The sequence below is a fragment of the Pseudomonas sp. NFACC02 genome, assembly GCF_900110765.1.
GTDB lineage: Bacteria > Pseudomonadota > Gammaproteobacteria > Pseudomonadales > Pseudomonadaceae > Aquipseudomonas.
The window spans coordinates 1-20,400 of record NZ_FOEO01000056.1; the positions used below are offsets into that span (position 1 = coordinate 1).

Sequence of the window (20,400 nt, forward strand, 5' to 3'; positions counted from 1 at the left end):
CCATCGCGAGCAAGCTGATTGTTCCGACGCTCCGCGTGGTAACACATTCAATGACGCTCTGCGTCATCCGGGATGTGGCGCATGCTGGCAGGCGTTGCGACTCTCAAAACCGGACTGACACCACCGGTCCGAGAACCATAGAATCTCCCACTATGAACCTGCGCCTGACACAAAACATTTGGGAGCCGTGAATGCTTGATCTGCACTGTCCATGTGGCAGCCACGATTTCACGGTCTACGCGCTCCCTGTGGGAGACGTCGGAGGTTACGACGGCAGCGAAGGCGGTGGGTCGGCCTACATCAGGTGCAGGGGCTCTTCCAGGTTTGCAAGCCAGCGCCTACCGGACTAATGCCTGACCGGGCGTTCGACAACGGGTAACATGGCGCGCTTGCCGATGGAGATTCAGCTCTTGCCCGACACTCGCCCTCCCGCCCTGGATGATATCGACCGCCAACTGATCGCGGCCTTGCAGATCAATGCCCGCGAGCCCGTTGCCAATCTGGCTCGCCAGTTGGGCATCGCTCGCACGACCGTGACGTCGCGGCTGGCGCGGCTGGAGAAGGCGAAAATCATCACCGGCTATGGCGTGAGACTCAGCCAGCGCGTGGTCGACGGCGGGTTGCAGGCGTATGTCGGGATCACCGTACAGCCTCGTTCGGGCAAGGAGGTGCTGCGACGGTTGAGCGCGCTGGCCCAAGTGCAGCAACTGTGTGCCGTCAGTGGCGAGTTCGATTACGTGGCCTGGCTGCGGACTGACTCGCCCGAACAACTGGATCAACTGCTGGACCTGATCGGCAGTGTCGATGGCGTGGAGAAGACCACCACGTCGATCATTCTCAGCAGCAAGATTGACCGCGGGCAGCCGGTTTAGCGCTGATCATTCAAAATGACGCCTCCTTTCGTCACATTGCCTTAAATCTCTACATAACGACGACACTCTGCGTCTTATTAACGGTTCAACTGTTATCTAGACTTGTCCTTTTCGCGCCCTCAGTCGAACAAGGTCAGTCATGAAGAACAATCGCCACCCCGCCGACGGAAAAAAACCGATCACGATTTTCGGCCCGGATTTTCCGTTCGCCTTCGATGACTGGATCGAGCACCCGGCGGGCCTGGGCAGCATTCCGACCGAGAACCTTGGAAAAGAAGTCGCCATCGTGGGCGCGGGCATCGCAGGCCTCGTCGCCGCGTATGAGCTGATGAAGCTCGGCCTCAAACCTGTCGTGTACGAGGCCTCAAAAATGGGCGGGCGTTTGCGCTCGCAACAGTTCGAAGGGACCGAGGGGATCATCGCCGAACTGGGCGGTATGCGTTTTCCGGTGTCCTCCACAGCGTTCTATCACTACGTCGACAAACTGGGCCTTGAGTCCCGGCCGTTTCCCAACCCGCTGACCGCGGCGTCCGGCAGCACCGTGATCGACCTGGAAGGCACGACCCACTACGCACAGAAGCTGTCGGACTTGCCTGCGCTGTTTCAGGAAGTCGCCGACGCCTGGGCCGATGCCCTCGAAGACGGCGCACAGTTCGCGGACATTCAGCAAGCCATCCGGGATCGCGATGTCCCGCGCCTCAAGGAACTGTGGGACAAGCTGGTGCCGCTGTGGGACGACCGCACCTTCTACGACTTCGTTGCCACTTCGAAAGCCTTCGCCAAGCTCTCGTTCTATCACCGCGAAGTGTTCGGCCAGGTCGGTTTCGGCACCGGTGGTTGGGACTCGGATTTCCCTAACTCGATGCTGGAAATCTTCCGCGTGGTCATGACCAACTGCGACGACCACCAACACCTGATCGTCGGCGGCGTGGAACAAGTGCCGCTCGGCATCTGGCGTCATGTTCCTGAGCGGTGCGCGCACTGGCCGCAAGGTACCAGCCTGTCGACGCTGCACCACGGCGCACCGCGCACCGGTGTGAAACGGATTGCGCGCGCGGCCGACGGCCAGTTCGCCGTCACCGACAATTGGGGAGATACCCGTCATTACGACGCGGTTCTGGCCACCTGCCAGAGCTGGCTGCTGACCACGCAGATCGAATGCGAGGAGTCGCTGTTTTCACAGAAGATGTGGATGGCTCTGGACCGCACGCGCTACATGCAATCATCGAAAACCTTCGTGATGGTCGACCGCCCGTTCTGGAAAGACAAAGACCCGGAAACCGGCCGCGACCTGATGAGCATGACGCTCACCGATCGCCTGACCCGCGGCACTTACCTGTTCGATAACGGCACCTACGCCAACGGCGTCGAAAAGCCGGGCGTGATCTGCCTGTCGTATTCGTGGATGAGCGACGCACTGAAAATGCTTCCGCATCCGGTGGAAAAGCGCGTCAGCCTGGCGCTCGGGGCGCTGAAAAAGATCTACCCGAAAGTGGACATTGCCGCGCGCATCATCGGCGATCCGATCACAGTATCGTGGGAAGCCGACCCGCATTTCCTCGGTGCCTTCAAAGGCGCGCTGCCGGGCCATTACCGTTACAACCAGCGCATGTATGCGCACTTCATGCAAAAGGACATGCCTGACGATCAGCGCGGTATTTTCATCGCGGGCGATGACGTGTCGTGGACCCCTGCCTGGGTGGAAGGCGCCGTGCAGACCTCGCTCAATGCGGTGTGGGGCATCATGACCCACTTCGGCGGCAAGACCCACGCCGAGAACCCGGGTCCGGGGGATGTCTTTCACGAAATCGGCCCGATCGTGCTGCCGGAATAAGGAGCCACCTCATGCGCGTTGCGCTCTATCAATGCCCACCGTTGCCGCTGGATGTCAGCGGCAATCTGCAGCGCCTCAACGAACAGGCGATCAAAGCGGCGGCGCAAGGCGCGGCGCTGCTCGTGTGCCCGGAGATGTTTCTCAGTGGCTACAACATCGGTGCGCAGGCCGCTCGTTCGCTGGCGCAACGCAGTGATGGTCCGGCAGCACAGGCAATCGCCACGATCGCTCAGGCAACGGGTGTGGCGATTCTGTACGGCTATCCCGAGTCGGGCGCCGATGGCCAGATCTACAACGCCGTGCAACTGATCGACGCTCAGGGTTCGCGTCTCTGCAACTACCGTAAGACACACCTGTACGGAGAACTGGATAAATCGATGTTCAGTGCAGGCGAAGAGCATTTCCCCATCGTGGAATTCGAGGGCTGGAAGCTTGGATTCCTGATCTGCTACGACGTCGAGTTTCCTGAAAACACGCGACGTCTTGCGCTGGAAGGCGTTGACCTGATTCTGGTGCCGACCGCCAACATGGCGCCCTATGACTTCGTCGCTGAAGTTACCGTGAGGGCGCGCGCCTTCGAAAACCAGTGCTATCTGGTGTACGCCAACTACTGCGGCAGCGAGGGCGACATTCATTACTGCGGCTTGAGCAGTGTCTGTGCGCCGGACGGCAAACAGATCGGCCTGGCCGGTCAGGATGAAACGCTGGTGGTCGCGGAACTGGATCGACAATTGATGAGCGAATCGCAGGCCATCAATACTTATTTCAAGGACCGGCGCCCCGGTTTTTACGCGGGGCTGATCAAGGACTGAACGCGATTTCTGCCGTTATCCGCTAGCATGACCACTCACTTTCCCGAGCACTGCGGAAAACGTCATGCCTGCCCCTGATTCATCCACCCACCGCTCACTGACCCTTTCCAACGGCCTGCGTGTGTCGTTGTGTTCGGCGCCGCGCCTTAAACGCTGCGCGGCGGCGCTGCGGGTCGCGGCGGGCAGTCATGATGTGCCTGAACAGTGGCCAGGGCTGGCGCACTTTCTTGAGCACCTGTTCTTCCTCGGGACGGAGCGCTTTGCGGCCGACGAAAACCTGATGGCCTACGTTCAGCGCCATGGCGGACAGCTCAACGCCAGCACGCGAGAACGCACCACTGACTTCTTTTTTGAGTTGCCTGCGGCTGTCTTTGCCGAAGGTCTGGAGCGGTTGTGCGAGATGCTGGCTCACCCGCGCTTGTCGATGGCCGATCAATTGCGTGAACGGGAGGTGCTGCATGCGGAGTTCATCGCCTGGTCTCGGGACGCCGCGTCGCGCAGTCAGCTGAAACGACTGCAACCGATATCGCCTCTGCACCCTCTTCGCTGGTTTCATGCAGGCAACCGCTTCAGCCTTCCGGTCCCGCGCCCGGCGTTTCAGCAGGCGTTGCAGGATTTCTACCGCCGGTTCTATCAGGCAGGTCAGATGACCTTGAGTCTGGCGGGACCGCAGCCGCTGGACGCATTGCAGGCGCTGGCCGAGACCTGGGGTAGCTATTTCGCCGAGGGTCGTCGGATTGATCAGCTCAAGCCTCCGGCACTGATGGACAAACCCGCCGGGCCGTGCGCAGAAGAGGTTCCCGGACAGGCCCAGTTGACGTTCGCCTGCGAGGGATTGCCGCCAGGCCATGCGCAGGCTGCCGCGTTTCTCTGCACCTGGATGAATAACGCGCAGCCGGGCGGTCTGGTGGCCACGTTGCGTGATCGAGGGCTGATCGAATCGCTCAAGGCAGAGGTGCTTTACGAATTTGACGGGCAGGTTTTGCTCAGCGTCGAAGCCATGCTGACCGACGCCTTCGCTACTGAAGGAACACCTTCCGCTGTAGGAGCGCGCTTGCCTGCGAAGACGTCAGACGCGCGGACACAGGTTTCCGATGCGCTATTCAACTGGCTGACCTTCTTCAAAGCCCATTACCGTCAACTGCTCAACGAATACGCCCTGCTCGCACAACGTCGCCTCACCGTCGATGGCGCGTTGGCGCTTGCCAGGCACTACAGCGGCGAGACGAGAACCGAGCCCGGTCTATCGGATCAGGAAATACGCGCCGTGGATGCGCTGCTCGAAGCCCTGACGCCGCAAAGGCTGTTGCAGTCGAGCGCTGAAATCGCCCCTTCATCGCCAGAGCGGATCGACTGGCGGCTGCCCGAGCCCAATCCTTTCCTGCGCCCTGGCCCCCAAACAGAAAGCCTCTCTGGGCCTCTGCCGTCATTTACCTTCAGTGAAGTGCTCCCAGCCACCGGCGAAGCGGCGGCCTATCTACGCTGGACGTTACCAGCGCAGCAGCCAAAGCTCGCTCTCATGCTCAACGACAGCCTGAAATCGCTGACCGAGGATGCCCGCCAAGCCGGCGTGGCACTGTCCTTCAGCGCTTATGGAAACTTCTGGCAGTTGAAAATAAGCGGACTGGCCGAGCCCGTTCCTGCGGTGCTGGAACACGCGCTTTACCTGCTCAGTCAGCCAGATGCACAGACGCGCTCGCGCTACGGACAGCCAAGCCGGGCACCTGTGCCGATCCCGATTCGCCAATTGCTCAGCGTACTGCCTGATCATTTTTTGAACAGCGTCAACGCAGCAGAAATCCGTGACCTGGGCAGCGTCTGGGCAAACGCCCGCTGGATCGGATTTGCAACCGGTCTGGAAGGGCCCACCCGACCCGCTCTCACTCACGCCTTGAAGCTGACGCCCGGACTTCCAGAGGAAAAACCTATTCATCCACCCGCTTTGGCGCCGGGCAAACGCTGGCATCACGAGACGTCGGGGGCGTCAGAAGATGCGGTGCTGGTGTTCTACCCATCGCCGTCGACCCTCATTGAAGACGAGGCGATATGGCGCGTGTTCGCACACTTGGTGCAGGCGCCGTTCTATCAACGTCTGCGTGTCGAGCTGCAACTGGGCTACGCGGTATTCAGCGGTTTCCGACAGATTGCCGGCCAGAGCGGGCTGTTGTTTGGCGTGCAGTCACCCAGCGTACGTGCGGAACAATTGGTCGATTACGTCCAGTCCTTCATGAGGACATTGCCCGATCTGATCGAGAGTGCTGACCTCGACGCGCAGATTACGGCGCTTCAAAACCAACTCGATCCAGGAAACCTGGACAGCTCGCAGGCTGCAGAAATGCTCTGGCAGGCTCACCTGGCCGGGCATTCGGTGCATTACCTCGAGCGTCTGCAACATTCGTTTGCACATTTGCGCCCAGAAGCGCTGCAACGCGCCGCCCATCAGGTAGCGCTACCCGAGACCACAGTGTTCTGCCTTTCCAATCGCCCCGCCCCAGACATGCCGGGGCCTCCAGCGAGATGATCCTTGTTGGAAATGCAAAAAGCTTTATCGGATATTTCAGCGATGAGGTCGTGTTATTTTTAGTAACATAGCTCCCTAAGCATTTGAACGTCTCCTGTTGCAGGGGTACTAAAGATGTAGTCACCCACCGTTGCATTAACCCAGAAGGAGTCTTTTATGTGGACTAAACCTGCTTACACTGATCTGCGCATCGGCTTTGAAGTCACCATGTACTTCGCAAGCCGTTGATGTCTGCGCGGTGAGAAGCCTCGGTTCGCCGGGGCTTTTTTGTTAGAGGATTCCAGATTTTCGGGCGCAGCAACCCACTCGGTACGGAGCACACATGCACATCCATATTCTCGGCTCGGCGGCGGGCGGCGGTTTTCCTCAGTGGAACTGCAACTGCGTCAACTGCGCAGGCTTTCGCGACGGCAGCCTGCGGGCGCACGCTCGCACACAGTCGTCCATTGCCCTGTCGGACGACGGCGTGAACTGGATTCTGTGTAACGCCTCCCCCGACATTCGCGCTCAACTGCAAGGCTTCGCCCCCATGCAGCCCAATCGCGGCCTGCGGGACACGGGCATCAGCGCGATTATTCTGATGGACAGCCAGATCGACCACACCACCGGCCTGCTGAGCCTGCGCGAAGGTTGTCCGCATCAGGTCTGGTGCACCGACATGGTCCACGAAGACCTGACCACAGGTTTTCCGCTGTTCACCATGCTCAAGCACTGGAATGGCGGCCTGGACTGGAACCGCATCGAACTGGAAGGCAGCTTTGTCATTCCCGCCTGCCCGAACCTGCGCTTCACGCCGTTTCCGTTGCGCAGCGCCGCGCCGCCCTACTCGCCTCACCGCTTTGACCCACACCCCGGCGACAACATCGGGCTGATGGTCGAAGACCTTCGCACCGGCGGCAAGCTGTTCTACGCACCGGGCCTGGGCAAGGTCGATGATGCCCTCATGGAAAAGATGAGCGGCGCCGACTGCCTGCTGGTGGACGGCACGATGTGGGACGACGATGAAATGAAACGCCGAGGCGTGGGCACGCGAACCGGCACCGAGATGGGTCACCTGGCGCAGAACGGCCCCGGCGGCATGCTGGAAGTGCTGGAGAAACTGCCCAGACAGCGCAAAGTGCTCATCCACATCAACAACACCAACCCGATCCTCGACGAGGACTCACCCGAGCGCGCCGAGCTGGCACGCCGAGAGGTGGAAGTGGCGTTCGATGGCATGAGCATCGAGTTGTAGTACGCGCGTAAACAGAACAAATGTGGGAGTGAGCCTGCTCACAAATGCTGAGTGACAGCCGCTAGAGAGACGTCGGATGCACCTGCCTTTTCGTGAGCTAGCTCACTCCCACAGGATTTTGCAGAGATTCTTGAGGAAGACTGCCGACATGAGCGAAGCAAAGCCGCTGTCCCCCGCTGAATTCGAACAGGCGTTGCGTGCCAAAGGTGCGTATTACCACATCTACCACCCGTTTCACGTGGCGATGTACGAAGGCCGCGCGACCCGCGAGCAGATTCAGGGCTGGGTCGCCAACCGCTTTTATTATCAGGTGAACATCCCCCTGAAGGACGCCGCGATTCTGGCCAACTGCCCGGACCGGGAAATTCGGCGTGAGTGGATTCAGCGTCTGCTCGATCACGACGGCGCGCCGGGCGAAGACGGCGGTATCGAAGCCTGGCTGCGTCTGGGTCAGGCCGTGGGGCTGGACCCGGATCAGCTGCGCTCGCAGGAACTGGTCCTGCCTGGCGTACGATTCGCCGTCGATGCGTACGTGAACTTCGCTCGTCGCGCCAGTTGGCAGGAAGCCGCCAGCAGCTCGCTGACCGAACTGTTCGCCCCGCAGATCCACCAGTCACGCCTGGACAGCTGGCCGCAGCACTATCCGTGGATCGACCCGGCCGGCTACGAATACTTCCGCACGCGCCTCGGCCAGGCTCGTCGCGATGTCGAGCATGGGCTTGCGATCACGTTGCAGCACTACACGACGTGGGAAGGCCAGCAGCGCATGCTGGAAATCCTGCAGTTCAAACTCGACATTTTGTGGAGCATGCTGGACGCCATGAGCATGGCCTACGAACTCAACCGCCCGCCCTACCACAGCGTCACCGACCAACGCGTCTGGCACAAAGGAATTGCCCTATGAGTTTCAATCGCGAACAAGTGCCCAGCTGGCGCCGGGGTTACCGTTTTCAGTTCGAGCCGGCGCAGAATGGCCATGTGTTGCTGTACCCGGAAGGCATGATCAAGCTCAACGAAAGCGCCAGCGAGATCGGCGGCCTGATCGACGGCCAGCGTACGGTGGGTGCGATTATCGGCCTGCTGGATGAAAAATTCCCCGGCGTTCCCGAGCTCGGCACCGACGTCGAGCAATTCATGGAGGTCGCGCGTGCAGAACACTGGATCGAACTCGCCTGAGCCTGGTCTCGAGCCGGCGCCAGTCCATTCGCAACCGTACATTCCGCCGACGCCAGCCGTCGGATTGCCTCTGTGGCTGCTCGCCGAGCTGACCTACCGCTGCCCGTTGCAATGCCCCTATTGCTCCAACCCGCTGGACTTCGCAAAACAGGGGCAGGAACTGAGCACCGAGCAGTGGTTCAAGGTGATGGCCGAAGCCCGGCAGATGGGCGCCGCGCAAATCGGTTTCTCCGGTGGGGAGCCACTGGTCCGGCAGGACCTGGCCGAGCTGATCGCAGAGGCTCGACGGCTGGGTTTCTACACCAACCTGATCACCTCGGGCATCGGTTTGACCGAACAGAAGATCATCGATTTCAAGGAAGCGGGTCTGGACCATATCCAGATCAGCTTTCAAGCCAGCGACGAGCAAGTGAACAACATGCTCGCCGGCTCGAAAAAAGCCTTCGCGCAGAAGCTGGAAATGGCACGCGCCGTGAAAAAGCACGGCTATCCGATGGTCCTCAACTTCGTCACGCACCGACACAACATTGACAAGATCGACAAGATCATCGAGCTCTGCGTGGCGCTGGAGGCGGACTTCGTCGAGTTGGCCACTTGTCAGTTCTACGGCTGGGCTCAGCTGAATCGCGTGGGCCTGCTCCCCACCAAGGATCAATTGGTGCGTGCCGAACGCATCACCAACGAATACCGCGTGAAACTGGCCGCCGAAAATCACCCGGTCAAGTTGATCTTCGTGACACCCGACTACTACGAGGAACGTCCGAAAGCCTGCATGAACGGCTGGGGCAATCTGTTCCTTACTGTCACCCCGGACGGCACCGCCCTGCCCTGCCACGGCGCGCGGCAGATGCCGATCCAGTTCCCGAATGTGCGCGACCACAGCCTGCAGCACATCTGGTACGACTCCTTTGGCTTCAACCGTTTTCGTGGTTACGAGTGGATGCCGGAACCCTGCCGCTCCTGTGATGAAAAAGAAAAGGATTTCGGCGGATGCCGCTGTCAGGCCTTCATGCTTACGGGCGACGCCAGCAATGCGGACCCGGTGTGCAGCAAGTCGCCTCAGCACAGCCTGATCACCCAAGCCCGCGATGAAGCCGAGTATGCTAGCCAGACCATCGAGCAACTGGCCTTCCGCAATGAACGAAACTCGCGCCTCATCGCCAAATCCTGACCTGCTCTCTGCCGCCGAGGCCGTGGCGGCAGGGATCGATTTTGCTGAACTGAGCGTCAGTCCCGCCGGCCTTTTCTGGAATGAATTTCGCCCACAGGACGCGGCCTCGCGCATCTGGCGCTGGAGCGACGGTGTCCTTTCATGCCTGACGCCGGATGGCTTCAGCGTTCGCAGCCGGGTCTACGAATACGGTGGAGGCTCGTTCTGCCTGACCGACGATGCGGTGGTATTCGTCAATGAAGCCGATCAACAGATCTACCTCCAGCCCTTCGACGCCAGCACGCCATATGCCCTGACTCAAGGCGACAAGCGCTACGGCGATGTCCGATGTGCGCGTGAGCACATTCTGGCGGTGGAGGAAGATCAGGATGTTCATCGTCTGGTATCAATCGCACTTGTCGATGGCAGGCGTGAAGTGCTGGCCGAAGGCGCCGACTTTTATGCATCGCCAACCCTGAGCCCGAAGGGCGATCGCCTGGTGTGGATCGAGTGGTGGCGCCCGCACCAACCGTGGACCTCGACGCGACTGATGAGCGTCGAGCGTCAACCCGATGGCAACTGGGGACGTGCCCGTTGCCTCGCGGGCGGTTTAGGTCTGGAAGCCCTGCAACAACCTCGTTTCGACGACGCAGGTCGGTTGTATTGCCTGACCGACCGCGCCGGTTTCTGGCAGCCCTGGGTGGAGACGCTGGACGGCTTCGAAGCGTTGCCCGCCGCCAGGGCCGACCACGCACCAGCGCCCTGGCAGTTGGGAGGTTCAAGCTGGCTGCCACTGACCGATGGTGCTTATCTGGCGAGCTGGACGGAAAACGGCACCGGTGTGTTGGGCTTGCGTCTGAAGGACGGCTCGCTGGAGGATTTCACCGGTGAATACGCCCGCTTCCGCAGCCTGGCGATTGACGATCAATACATCTATTGCATCGCCGCCTCGGCGATCAAACCTGCTGCCGTGGTGGCGATCAATCGCACGGACAAAAGCGTTAACGTCCTGGCGGGGGGTGTTGCGCCGTTACCCGCCGAACGCATCAGTCGCCCGCAAGCGCTGCGCTACCCCAGCGGCAATGACGAAGCGCACGGCTACTTCTACCCAGCCATGAACGGTAAAGAAAGGCCGCCGCTGGTGGTGTTTGTTCACGGCGGGCCGACGTCCGCCTGTTATCCCGTACTCGACCCGCGCATCCAGTTCTGGACGCAGCGTGGCTTTGCGGTCGCCGATCTCAACTATCGCGGCAGCACCGGGTATGGCCGCGCATATCGGCAGGCGTTGTTTCTGGAATGGGGTGTGGTCGACGTCGAAGATGCCTGCGCGGTGGTCGGGCACTTGGGCGAGCGCGGCCTGATCGACCCGGACAACGCTTTCATTCGTGGCGGCAGCGCGGGCGGTTATACGACCCTGTGTGCGCTGGCGTTCAACGACGTGTTCCGCGCGGGGGCGAGTCTGTATGGCGTCAGCGATCCATTGGCGCTGGCCGAAGCCACACACAAGTTCGAGGCGGATTACCTGGACTGGCTCATCGGCGATCCCGACATCGACATGGCGCGCTACCGCGAGCGTACGCCGTTGCTGCATGCCGACCGGATCAAGGTGCCGGTGATTTTCTTTCAGGGTGAACTCGACGCGGTGGTCGTCCCGGCCCAGACCCGCGACATGCTCAATGCCCTTCTGGAAAAAGGCATCGCCGCCGAAGGCCATTTCTACCCCGAAGAACGCCACGGATTTCGCAAGGCCAGCAACCTGGCTCACGCACTGGAAACCGAATGGGCGTTCTACCGCAAGGTGATGGATAGCTGAAGAAAAACGGGGTCGCCTGATTTTGCTGCCGCTGCGCGCCAGATCGCGGGACAAGGTGGAGCGCCACCCCGGCAGCTCCTACAATTCAGGATCGTTCCAACGCTCTGCGTGGAATGCCTGCCAGGACGCTCCGCGTCCACGTTGACGCAGAGCGTCAGTCGCTGCGTTACCACGCAGAGCGTGGGAACGATCAATCGAGACACCGCTTCTGGCCGGAGACCGTAGGAGCGTGGCTTGTCCCGCGATCTGGCGCGAAGCGGCAGCAGATTCGGTGAATGCGTGTGGAGCTGGAATTACTTGCGGCTGGCGATGATGTATACCGCGTGGATGATGCCGGGGATGTAGCCGAGCAGGGTCAGCAGAATGTTGAGCCAGAAGGCGCCCGCGAAGCCGACTTGCAGGAACACGCCCAAGGGTGGCAGCAGGATGGCGAAGATGATGCGAATGATGTCCATGGGTGAAGCTCCTGATTGAGAAGATGACCCATTCGGGTCACACAGCTAATCGACCTTGCTCGATTGCAGGGGTTCCGCCTCGCATAGCACCACGCTATCAACGCACACAAAAAAACGCCCCGCACCCAGGACGCCGGTGCAGGGCGAAGCGCACAAAACGCAAGACGGTATACGGACAAGGAGTTGGGTTATGCCATCAGCGCTCTGGGCACCGCCTGTCTGTGCGGTTTGGCGGGCTGAACGGGCCGGGAAGGTCGTACCGAGGTGGGTTCTTCCACCCAGCCCGGCAGTTCGCCGATAACGGCAGTGCAGGCAGCGCCACGGGCCAGTAGCGCCGCGCTGCGTGGGCTGCAATTGGAATGGTCGCCCAGCACCACGATATCGGCGCGCACACCGTAGGCGTCTTCGCAGAGCAATCCACCCTGCTGACCGACCGTGCCGCGGGCTTCATTGAGAATCAGCAAAATATTCAGCTCGCGGCAGAGATTTGCCACGCCCTGCACATACGCCTGAGACGCTGGCGTGACGATATTTTCGCCTTGAATGGGCTCCAGCACGACGGCGACGGTGGTGGAGTCCACCGCCGCAGCCATGGCCGTCAGATCGTTGAAAGGCACACGGCTGAAGCCAGTCGCCCTGGATTCGATCAGCGAATCGAAACGACCACCGCTGGCGACGACAACGCCGCACTGACCACGGCGATGACGCTCGCCCCACTTGCGCGCCAGGGCCATCGCCCCGCCGAAGGCCCTTTCTTCATCCGCGAACAGTCCCGCCTGGTCGCTGCCGGTACGCTGGCGCAGGCGCTGAAGGGGCGACAGCAACGCAGGAGAGTCGACGGGACGGCTGCGGTCGGCTTCCGTGCTGCGCAGCCGTTTGAACAGGTTCATGCGCGCAACCCCTCCAGTGGCAGGCCCAACAGGCGATCGCTCCAGTCCTCGACGCGTCCGGTGCGCAGACGTTTGAGGGCGATGTCCCGCCAGCGAGAAGACAGCGCCGGGCAATCGACCAGCTTTTTCAGGCCCGCATGCTCCAACGGCTCCTGATAGAAACTCCGTAACGCCGACGCGACTGTCAGCCCCGGGTAGCTACGCTGAATCAATTCGAAGGGATCGTCAGGGCTGACGAAACCGGGTTTCAGCACCCGGTAAAACCAGCCACAACGCCCGGTGTCTTGCGCGTGTTGCGGCAGGTCTTGAAGCCCCCAACTGTGGCTCAGGCGATAGCACGGCGAGCGCGGTTGGCTGATCTGCAGCAACGCGCCGCCCCAGCGAAACAGGTCACCCAGACAGGCATGTTCTTCGGTCAGGCCCTGAGAAGAGAGATTTTCGCCAAACGCTGGTGCGCGCCAGTCAATGTGCGGGTAATGCTTGCGCCAGTATTCATAGTGCTCGCGGGGATAGTGATGCAGGGCACGCTCCGGCCCGGTATGAAAGCGCGGGTCACCGTGCTCGTCAGTGCCCAGGCCTTGCGGCCAGAGCCATAAGCGTCGGTCCAGTCGATGCTTGTCGATATCGCTGATCAATCCATGACCCAGATTTTTCGCTTTACCTATGTAAACACCTTCGACGTGGACACTGTTCATTGCGCGTTATGGCCCTGTAACCCTTGTGAGTTGGGCGTAGACTATGCTCCGCGAGTCAAAACGACCATTTCGATTTTCCAGCCATTTCGATAAGACTTACTTATGGATTTCCGCCAACTGCGTTATTTCGTCGCGGTCTACGAAGAAGGTCATGTCGGCCGCGCCGCTGAGCGTCTGTCGCTGTCGCAACCGGCCCTTTCGCAACAGATTCGTCTGCTTGAACACAGCCTCGACGTCAGCCTGTTCGAGCGCAGCAGCAAACGCCTGCTGCCCACCCTCGCCGCGCACACGTTGTACAGCCATGCCGTCCCGCTGCTGGAAGGGATGCAGCGCGCACGCGATGCATTGCGCAACTTCAAAGGCCAGTCGCAACGCACACTGGCCATCGGCGTGATGCAAACCGTGCACTCCAGCCTGGTCCCGCAGATGCTTGAACACGTGCGCAAGGAGCAGCCCCACCTGGTGGTGCAGATCTACGAACTGAGCGCGATGGAAATCGAGCGCCGCCTGCTTAACGGCTCACTGGACATCGGCATCAGCTACCTGCCGCCTCGTCAGCCGGGGCTGCATGGCATGCTGCTGTACGAAGATGAACTCAAGCTGGTCATCCCGGCGAATCACCCTTTGCGCGAATTCAAGAAAGTCTCGATGAGCCAGGCGGCGGAACTGCCCATGCTGCTCCTGGGCGAAGAGTTTCAGGTTCGGCAGATCTGGCAGAGCCAATTGAGCAATCTGGGTCGCCGCCCGCACGTCCAGGCTGAACTGAACAACATGGCGGGCATTCTCGACAGCTTGGCGCACATGAAACTGGCGACCGTGCTGCCGGGGCGCGCGCAGGACATTCAGGAAAACGAAGAGTTACTCTGGAAGCCGCTGAGCGAACCGAGAGTGCCGTTGCAGATCGGGCTTGTGTATCGAGACGCACAACGACAGCAAACGACGCTTGAGTTGCTGAAGTCGGTGCTGGAAGAAGTGGTCAGTCCCACATCGATGGCCCGGAAGGGGCTGTAAGGCGGGCAAGTTTTTTCAAAACGCCTATAAAAGAAAACCCCGCCGAAGCGGGGTTTTCCAGACTGTTTCCCTGTGACTTCCCTTTCATCCCGCCATCCTGGCAGGTAGTCCCTACGTGTCCCTGTTGTCTGTTTGCGCATCCTGCGCGACGTCCATGGGTGTAGATTAATCTTGGATCCATTAGAGCGGTAGAGCCAGTTTGTCATCACGTCGTGTAAGCAAATGCTTACACGACGTCTACACGATCAAAACTGCGAAGCGTCCAGCAGATACAGCGATTCACTGCCCGCTTTCACCGAGGCTGCCAGTGAATGAATTCTCGGCAACAGGCGTGCGAAGTAGAAGCGAGCAGTGCCCAGTTTGCTGGCGTAGAAATCTTCCTGGGCTTCTTTACCGAGCGCTGCCTTGGCCGACATCGCCCACATATAGGCGTAAGCGGTATAGCCAAACACATGCAGGTACTCAACGGAGGCCGCGCCGATTTCGTTCGGGTTACTCCGCGCACGATCGAGTACCCATTGAGTCAGCTCGTCAAGCGTCGTCAGGGCAGCGGCCAATGGTTTGGTGAATTCACTCAGCGCACTGTCGGAAGACGCGATGAATGCGCGAACCTCGTCGGAGAACAGCGTGTAGTACGCGCCACCACTGCCGACGACTTTACGCCCCATCAGGTCGAGCGCCTGAATGCCGTTGGTGCCTTCGTAGATCTGGGTGATGCGCACGTCACGCACCAGTTGCTCCTGGCCCCACTCACGAATATAGCCGTGGCCACCGAACACCTGCTGACCATGCACCGTGGTCTCCAGGCCCATGTCGGTAAGAAACGCTTTGGCAACCGGCGTCAGCAACGCGACCAATGCATCGGCGCGTTCGCGCACCTGGACGTTTTCGCTGTATTTGGCGGTGTCCAGCTGCATCGCAACGTAGGTGGAGAACGCACGGCCGCCTTCGTTCAACGCCTTCATGGTCAACAGCATGCGACGCACATCAGGGTGCACGATGATCGGGTCAGCGATGGTGTCCTTGGACTGAGCGCCTGTTGGCGCACGGCTTTGCAGGCGGTCGCGGGCGTATTCGATAGCGTTCTGGTAAGAGCGCTCACCCGAGGCCAGCCCCTGAATGCCGACACCCAGACGCTCGTAGTTCATCATCGTGAACATCGCTGCCAGGCCTTTGTTCGGCTCACCGACCAGATAGCCCTCGGCCTGATCGAAGTTCATCACGCAGGTCGCCGATGCCTGAATTCCCATCTTGTGTTCGATGGAGCCACAGGAAACCGTATTACGGGCACCCAGGCTGCCGTCGTCGTTGACCAGGAATTTGGGCACCAGGAACAGCGAAATGCCTTTCGGACCAGCGGGCGCGTCCGGCAGTTTGGCCAGCACCAGATGAATGATGTTTTCGGTGAGGTCGTGCTCGCCGCCGGTGATGAAAATCTTGGTGCCGCTGATTTTGTAGGAGCCGTCGACCTGAGGCTCGGCCTTGGTCCGGATGATCCCCAGGTCAGTACCGGCGTGTGCTTCGGTCAGGCACATGGACCCGGCCCAGATCCCTGCGTACATGTTCGGCAGGTAGGTGGCCTTGAGATGTTCGCTGGCGTGAGTATTGATCGACACGCACGCGCCGGAGGTGAGCATCGGATACAGCCCGAAGGCCAGGCTCGACGAGTTAACCATTTCTTCGACCTGAGCCGAAACCGCCTTGGGCATGCCCATGCCGCCAAACTCAGGGTTACCGCCGACACCGACCCAGCCACCTTCGGCGTAGGTTTTGTAGGCCTGGACAAAACCTGCCGGCGTGGTCACGACGGTGTCCTTCCAGTGACAGCCTTCTTCGTCGGCCGCACGGCTTAGCGGCGCGACGGATTTACCGGTGACCTTGCCTGCTTCTTCGAGGATGGCCTCGACGGTTTCCGCATCCACCGCCTCGGACAGCTCGGGCAATGTAGCCCAGAGCCTGGAGACGTCGAACACTTCATTCAGAACGAAGCGTATATCGCGCAAAGGCGCTTTGTAGTCAGCCATGGCAAACCTCGCAAACAGCAGCAGATAACCCGGAAATGAGACGTCGCAGTCATGCTGCGGCGTCGATGCGTCAGTGAGTCCGAGTGTACCTGAACACCATTTGCGACACATAGGGTCAAGGAGTGACCATCTATATCAATCTGGTCACAATCAGATAAGTGGCATTCGAGGGCCTTCACCCCGCCGTGAATGCCTTCGATTGCACTGAAAAAAGAGCTTTGGGTTAGCCGGCTGCCGCCATTCGGACAGCACCACGCTTGTTCGACTGGCCATGCGCGACCACGCAATTTCGGCCTGCACTTTTGGCTGCATAGAGGGCCTGGTCTGCCGCTTTGAGCACTTCCTCCGGATTCCGGTGCTCCGGCTGGCGCTCGGCAACGCCTACACTGACCGTCACCGACACCGTCGAAGCCTGCGAGCCCGCCCGGCGTTGTCGGCCCTGCTGATCATCCTGCGGCCGACTGTCCGGGTTACGCAGATGAATCGCATAGTTGGCGATGGTTTCGCGAATCACCTCCAGGTGCGGCAGGCACTCTTCCAGCGTTTTGCCTGCAAAGACGATCGCAAATTCCTCACCACCGTAGCGATACGCTCGACCGCCGCCGTTGGTGATCTTCGATAACTTGCTGGCAACCAGACGCAGCACCTGATCGCCGACATCGTGGCCATGGGTGTCGTTGAATTTCTTGAAATGGTCGACGTCGCTCATGGCCAACACATAGTTGCGGCCAAGGCGCTGCATCCGCTCGTTGAGTGCGCGTCGTCCAGGCAGACCGGTCAGCTCGTCACGGAAGGCCATTTGATAGGCTTCGTGCGCAACCGCCGAGGCGATCATCAACATCACCTGACTGCACATGATGTTCAGCGTGAATGGCAGGATGAACGTCTTGGGCAGCGCCCAGAACAATCCGAGCAGGCCGACCAGTTGCGCCGCATGCAGCGGGCGGGGCTTGCGGATGTACTGGGTGATGAGCACAGCGAAAGCGATCAGGAAGGTCGCGTAAGACAACTGGATCAGGCTCATCCACTCGCCATGCAGCGATGGCCAGCGGATGTCGGCCAGCCAGGCCAGCAACCCCTCGGGGAAGCTTTGCTCAAGCCCGAGCGCCACGCCACCCACCGCCACGAAAACGGCCAGACGCGCGACGAGGTCCTGAAACAGGTGCGTGCGTTCTTCCCAGGCGGCGTACAGCGCGAACATCACCGGTAGCAGCAGACAGCACAGATGGAACACCACGGCCGCGTCGTCGCGAACCTTGCCGTTGTCCCGGTAGTAATCGGTTTGTGTGTCGAGCAGGAAGTACGCGGTGTAAACGGTGATCATCAGAAACAATTCGCGCTGACGCTTGTAAACGCCGCAATAGGCGCCACCGAGCAGCAACACCAACGTGGGCAGCACGTTGAACAAAGACGTGAAGAAGACATTAAGGTCCTTGACGTATGCAGCCGCGAGTCCGGCGATCAACAACGCCAGCGACGGTAAAAAATGGCTGAGACGTGCAGCGGAAGGGCGCAGCAAGAGGAATGTCTCCTACCTGTACAAAAACCAAATGGCATTGTGCCTGTATCGGCCGCGCCACAGATTTGATGAGGAGAATTTGTGAGGGGGATCACTCTTTTTATCGAGTATCGACGCCGTCTCCACTGTAGGAGCGTGGCTTGTCCCGCGATCGGCTGCGAAGCAGTCGTGTATCCAGGTGGATGAGGTTTGTCAGGAAGACCGCGTCATCAGATTTTACGACGACTACGTCGCCGATCGCGGGACAAGCCACGCTCCTACAGCATTACGACGGGTCATCGAACGGGCACGAAAAAGCCGCTCACCCCGAAGGGCAAGCGGCTTTGAGGTAAAACCCTGCGGCTGGATCAGTACGCCAGGCCGAAGTGTTCTTCGTTCATGTCCATCAGGTTGTTGGCACCCGACAGCATGGCCGCAACGTGCGTGCGGGTGCGCGGCAGGATGCGCTGGAAGTAGAAGCGTGCGGTCTGCAGCTTCGCAGTGTAGAAAGCCTCTTCCGTCGTGCCAGCGGCCAGTTTTTCAGCCGCGACACGGGCCATGTCAGCCCAGAAGTACGCCAGGCACACATAACCGGAAAACATCAGGTAATCCACCGAAGCGGCACCGACTTCTTCGCGATCCTTCATGGCGGCCATGCCGACCTTCATGGTCAACTCGCCCCACTCTTTGTTCAGCGCGGCCAGCGGCGTCACGAATTCAGTGACGGCCTCGTTGCCTTCCTGCGCCTGGCAGAACTTGTGAACGATCTTGGTGAAGCCCTTCAGCGCTTCGCCTTGCGTCATCAGCACCTTACGACCCAGCAGGTCCAGGGCCTGAACGCCGGTGGTGCCTTCGTACAGCATCGAAATACGGCTGTCGCGGACGTTCTGCTCCATGCCCCACTCGGCGATAAAGCCGTGACCGCCATAGATCTGCACGCCGTGGTTGGCCGATTCAAAACCGACTTCAGTCATGAACGCCTTGGCGATAGGAGTCATAAAGGCCAGCAGGCCATCAGCTTGCTTCCTGGCTTCGGCGTCATCGCTGTATTTGACGATGTCGACCTGTTTGGCCGTGAAGTAAACCATCGCGCGAGTGCCCTCGGCGAACGCCTTCATGGTCAGCAACATGCGACGTACGTCCGGGTGGACGATGATCGGGTCAGCGGCTTTTTCAGGCGCTTTCGGACCGGTCAGCGAACGCATTTGCAGACGCTCACGGGCGTATTTCAGACCGCCCTGGAAGCCGATCTCGGCGTGGGCCAGGCCTTGCAATGCCGTGCCCAGACGCGCGGTGTTCATAAAGGTGAACATGCAGTTCAGGCCCTTGTTCGGCGGGCCGATCAGGAAGCCGGTGGCGCTGTCGAAGTTCATCACGCAGGTGGCGTTACCGTGGATGCCCATCTTGTGTTCCAGCGAGCCACAGCTCACCGCGTTGCGCTCGCCAACACCGCCGTCGGCGGCGGGCAGGAACTTCGGAACGATGAACAGCGAAATGCCTTTGGTGCCGGCAGGCGCATCGGGCAGGCGGGCCAGCACGATGTGGACGATGTTATCGGCCATGTCGTGTTCGCCAGCGGAAATGAAGATCTTGGTGCCCGAAACTTTGTAGGAACCGTCAGCCTGAGGCTCGGCCTTGGTGCGCAGCATGCCCAGGTCGGTGCCGCAGTGAGGTTCGGTCAGGCACATGGTGCCGGTCCACTCGCCCGACACCAGTTTGGTCAGATAAGCCTCTTGCTGCTCAGGGGTGCCGTGCTCGGAGATAGTGTTCATCGCGCCATGGGACAGGCCTGGGTACATGCCCCATGACCAGTTGGCTTCGCCGACCATTTCGCTGACCGCCAGACCCAGCGACTCAGGCAGACCCTGACCGCCATGCGCAACGTCGTGCGCCAGGCTTGGCCAGCCGCCTTCGACGAACTGTTTGTAAGCCTCTTTGAAGCCGGTCGGCGTTTTAACGCCGGACTCGCTCCAGGTGCAGCCTTCGGTGTCACCCACACGATTCAGCGGTGCCAGTACCTGCTCACAAAACTTGGCGCCTTCCTCGAGAATGGCGTCGACCATGTCAGGCGTGGCGTCCTGGCATGCGGGCAGACTCTGATAGTGCGCTTCATAACCAAGCAGTTCGTCACGAACGAAGCGAATATCACGCAAGGGGGCCTTGTAGTCAGGCATAGCGATAACCTCTGCTGATGAATCCTTGAATTGGATGACCGTTCGGTCACTGCGGGGACTTGCCCCTGCGCCGAAGTCTATTGGTTTGTCCGGCGATCAAACAGGTGTTTGAAACATACGTTTACGCCTAATCCTTGTCAAGGGCGCGTCACACGCCTTTCATCGTCGGCGCCTTGACCATCAGGCAGGATTTAGCCCGCAGCCGGAATTGCCGCAAGGTTCGGATTAGATGGAGTCTAGT

17 protein-coding genes are annotated in these 20,400 nt (G+C 60.2%); 11 read left to right on the forward strand and 6 right to left on the reverse strand.

The features are described from left to right. Window positions 1-410: 410 nt before the first annotated feature. The 10 genes from BMY73_RS25590 (at window position 411) to BMY73_RS25635 (ending at window position 11,412) form a co-directional block, all read left to right on the forward strand. Window positions 411-872, forward strand: coding sequence for an Lrp/AsnC family transcriptional regulator (locus tag BMY73_RS25590; protein ID WP_062385556.1), 462 nt, complete (start codon window positions 411-413; stop codon window positions 870-872). 139 nt (window positions 873-1,011) lie between these two features. Continuing rightward, the gene (locus BMY73_RS25595) at window positions 1,012-2,706 is read left to right on the forward strand and encodes a flavin monoamine oxidase family protein (protein ID WP_062385263.1); all 1,695 of its coding nucleotides are present in this window, start codon (window positions 1,012-1,014) and stop codon (window positions 2,704-2,706) included. An 11-nt stretch (window positions 2,707-2,717) separates the two neighbouring features. After that, entirely contained in the window at window positions 2,718-3,518 is an 801-nt protein-coding gene (locus BMY73_RS25600; protein WP_092410628.1) for a carbon-nitrogen hydrolase family protein, read from the forward strand. Window positions 3,519-3,582: 64 nt separating this feature from the next. Continuing rightward, a complete protein-coding gene (pqqF, locus tag BMY73_RS25605; RefSeq protein WP_092410630.1) occupies window positions 3,583-6,039 on the forward strand; it encodes a pyrroloquinoline quinone biosynthesis protein PqqF in 2,457 nt (818 codons plus the stop codon). A 156-nt stretch (window positions 6,040-6,195) separates the two neighbouring features. After that, window positions 6,196-6,267: a pyrroloquinoline quinone precursor peptide PqqA gene (gene pqqA, locus BMY73_RS25610; RefSeq protein WP_008365141.1), complete on the forward strand. Its 72-nt coding sequence runs from the start codon at window positions 6,196-6,198 to the stop codon at window positions 6,265-6,267. 94 nt (window positions 6,268-6,361) lie between these two features. Next, a complete protein-coding gene (pqqB, locus tag BMY73_RS25615; RefSeq protein ID WP_092410632.1) occupies window positions 6,362-7,273 on the forward strand; it encodes a pyrroloquinoline quinone biosynthesis protein PqqB in 912 nt (303 codons plus the stop codon). Between the two features lie 148 nt (window positions 7,274-7,421). Beyond that, complete coding sequence (pqqC, locus tag BMY73_RS25620; protein WP_062385271.1) at window positions 7,422-8,177, forward strand: pyrroloquinoline-quinone synthase PqqC; 756 nt, start codon at window positions 7,422-7,424, stop codon at window positions 8,175-8,177. Further along, a complete protein-coding gene (pqqD, locus tag BMY73_RS25625; protein WP_062385273.1) occupies window positions 8,174-8,449 on the forward strand; it encodes a pyrroloquinoline quinone biosynthesis peptide chaperone PqqD in 276 nt (91 codons plus the stop codon). The genes pqqC and pqqD overlap by 4 nt, the downstream gene beginning before the upstream one ends. Further along, window positions 8,421-9,620, forward strand: a complete 1,200-nt coding sequence (pqqE, locus tag BMY73_RS25630; RefSeq protein WP_371914999.1) for a pyrroloquinoline quinone biosynthesis protein PqqE — start codon at window positions 8,421-8,423, stop codon at window positions 9,618-9,620. The genes pqqD and pqqE overlap by 29 nt, the downstream gene beginning before the upstream one ends. Continuing rightward, window positions 9,586-11,412: a S9 family peptidase gene (locus BMY73_RS25635; RefSeq protein ID WP_092410634.1), complete on the forward strand. Its 1,827-nt coding sequence runs from the start codon at window positions 9,586-9,588 to the stop codon at window positions 11,410-11,412. Before pqqE ends, BMY73_RS25635 begins: the two co-directional genes overlap by 35 nt. Window positions 11,413-11,705: 293 nt before the next feature. Here the strand turns inward: BMY73_RS25635 and BMY73_RS25640 are convergent, their stop codons facing one another. From BMY73_RS25640 to BMY73_RS25650, 3 genes are all read right to left on the reverse strand, one after another. Then, complete coding sequence (locus tag BMY73_RS25640; protein ID WP_092410636.1) at window positions 11,706-11,867, reverse strand: YqaE/Pmp3 family membrane protein; 162 nt, start codon at window positions 11,865-11,867, stop codon at window positions 11,706-11,708. Window positions 11,868-12,055: 188 nt separating this feature from the next. Then, the gene (locus tag BMY73_RS25645; protein WP_092410638.1) at window positions 12,056-12,757 is read right to left on the reverse strand and encodes an aminotransferase class III-fold pyridoxal phosphate-dependent enzyme; all 702 of its coding nucleotides are present in this window, start codon (window positions 12,755-12,757) and stop codon (window positions 12,056-12,058) included. Beyond that, window positions 12,754-13,452 carry an MOSC domain-containing protein gene (locus tag BMY73_RS25650; RefSeq protein WP_092410640.1) on the reverse strand — a complete coding sequence of 233 codons (699 nt, stop codon included), beginning with the start codon at window positions 13,450-13,452 and terminating at the stop codon, window positions 12,754-12,756. Before BMY73_RS25650 ends, BMY73_RS25645 begins: the two co-directional genes overlap by 4 nt. A 102-nt stretch (window positions 13,453-13,554) precedes the next feature. On the opposite strand from BMY73_RS25650, the gene BMY73_RS25655 reads away from it, so the two are divergent. Then, window positions 13,555-14,463, forward strand: a complete 909-nt coding sequence (locus tag BMY73_RS25655; protein ID WP_092410642.1) for a LysR family transcriptional regulator — start codon at window positions 13,555-13,557, stop codon at window positions 14,461-14,463. 245 nt (window positions 14,464-14,708) lie between these two features. Here BMY73_RS25655 and BMY73_RS25660 read toward each other — a convergent pair whose 3' ends face one another. The 3 genes from BMY73_RS25660 to BMY73_RS25670 form a co-directional block, all read right to left on the reverse strand. Further along, window positions 14,709-16,487 carry an acyl-CoA dehydrogenase C-terminal domain-containing protein gene (locus BMY73_RS25660; RefSeq protein WP_092410660.1) on the reverse strand — a complete coding sequence of 593 codons (1,779 nt, stop codon included), beginning with the start codon at window positions 16,485-16,487 and terminating at the stop codon, window positions 14,709-14,711. A gap of 223 nt (window positions 16,488-16,710) precedes the next feature. Then, window positions 16,711-18,006 carry a GGDEF domain-containing protein gene (locus BMY73_RS25665; RefSeq protein ID WP_092410644.1) on the reverse strand — a complete coding sequence of 432 codons (1,296 nt, stop codon included), beginning with the start codon at window positions 18,004-18,006 and terminating at the stop codon, window positions 16,711-16,713. A gap of 347 nt (window positions 18,007-18,353) precedes the next feature. Beyond that, window positions 18,354-20,159, reverse strand: a complete 1,806-nt coding sequence (locus BMY73_RS25670) for a phenylacyl-CoA dehydrogenase (protein ID WP_062385285.1) — start codon at window positions 20,157-20,159, stop codon at window positions 18,354-18,356. Between the last annotated feature and the right edge of the window lie 241 nt (window positions 20,160-20,400).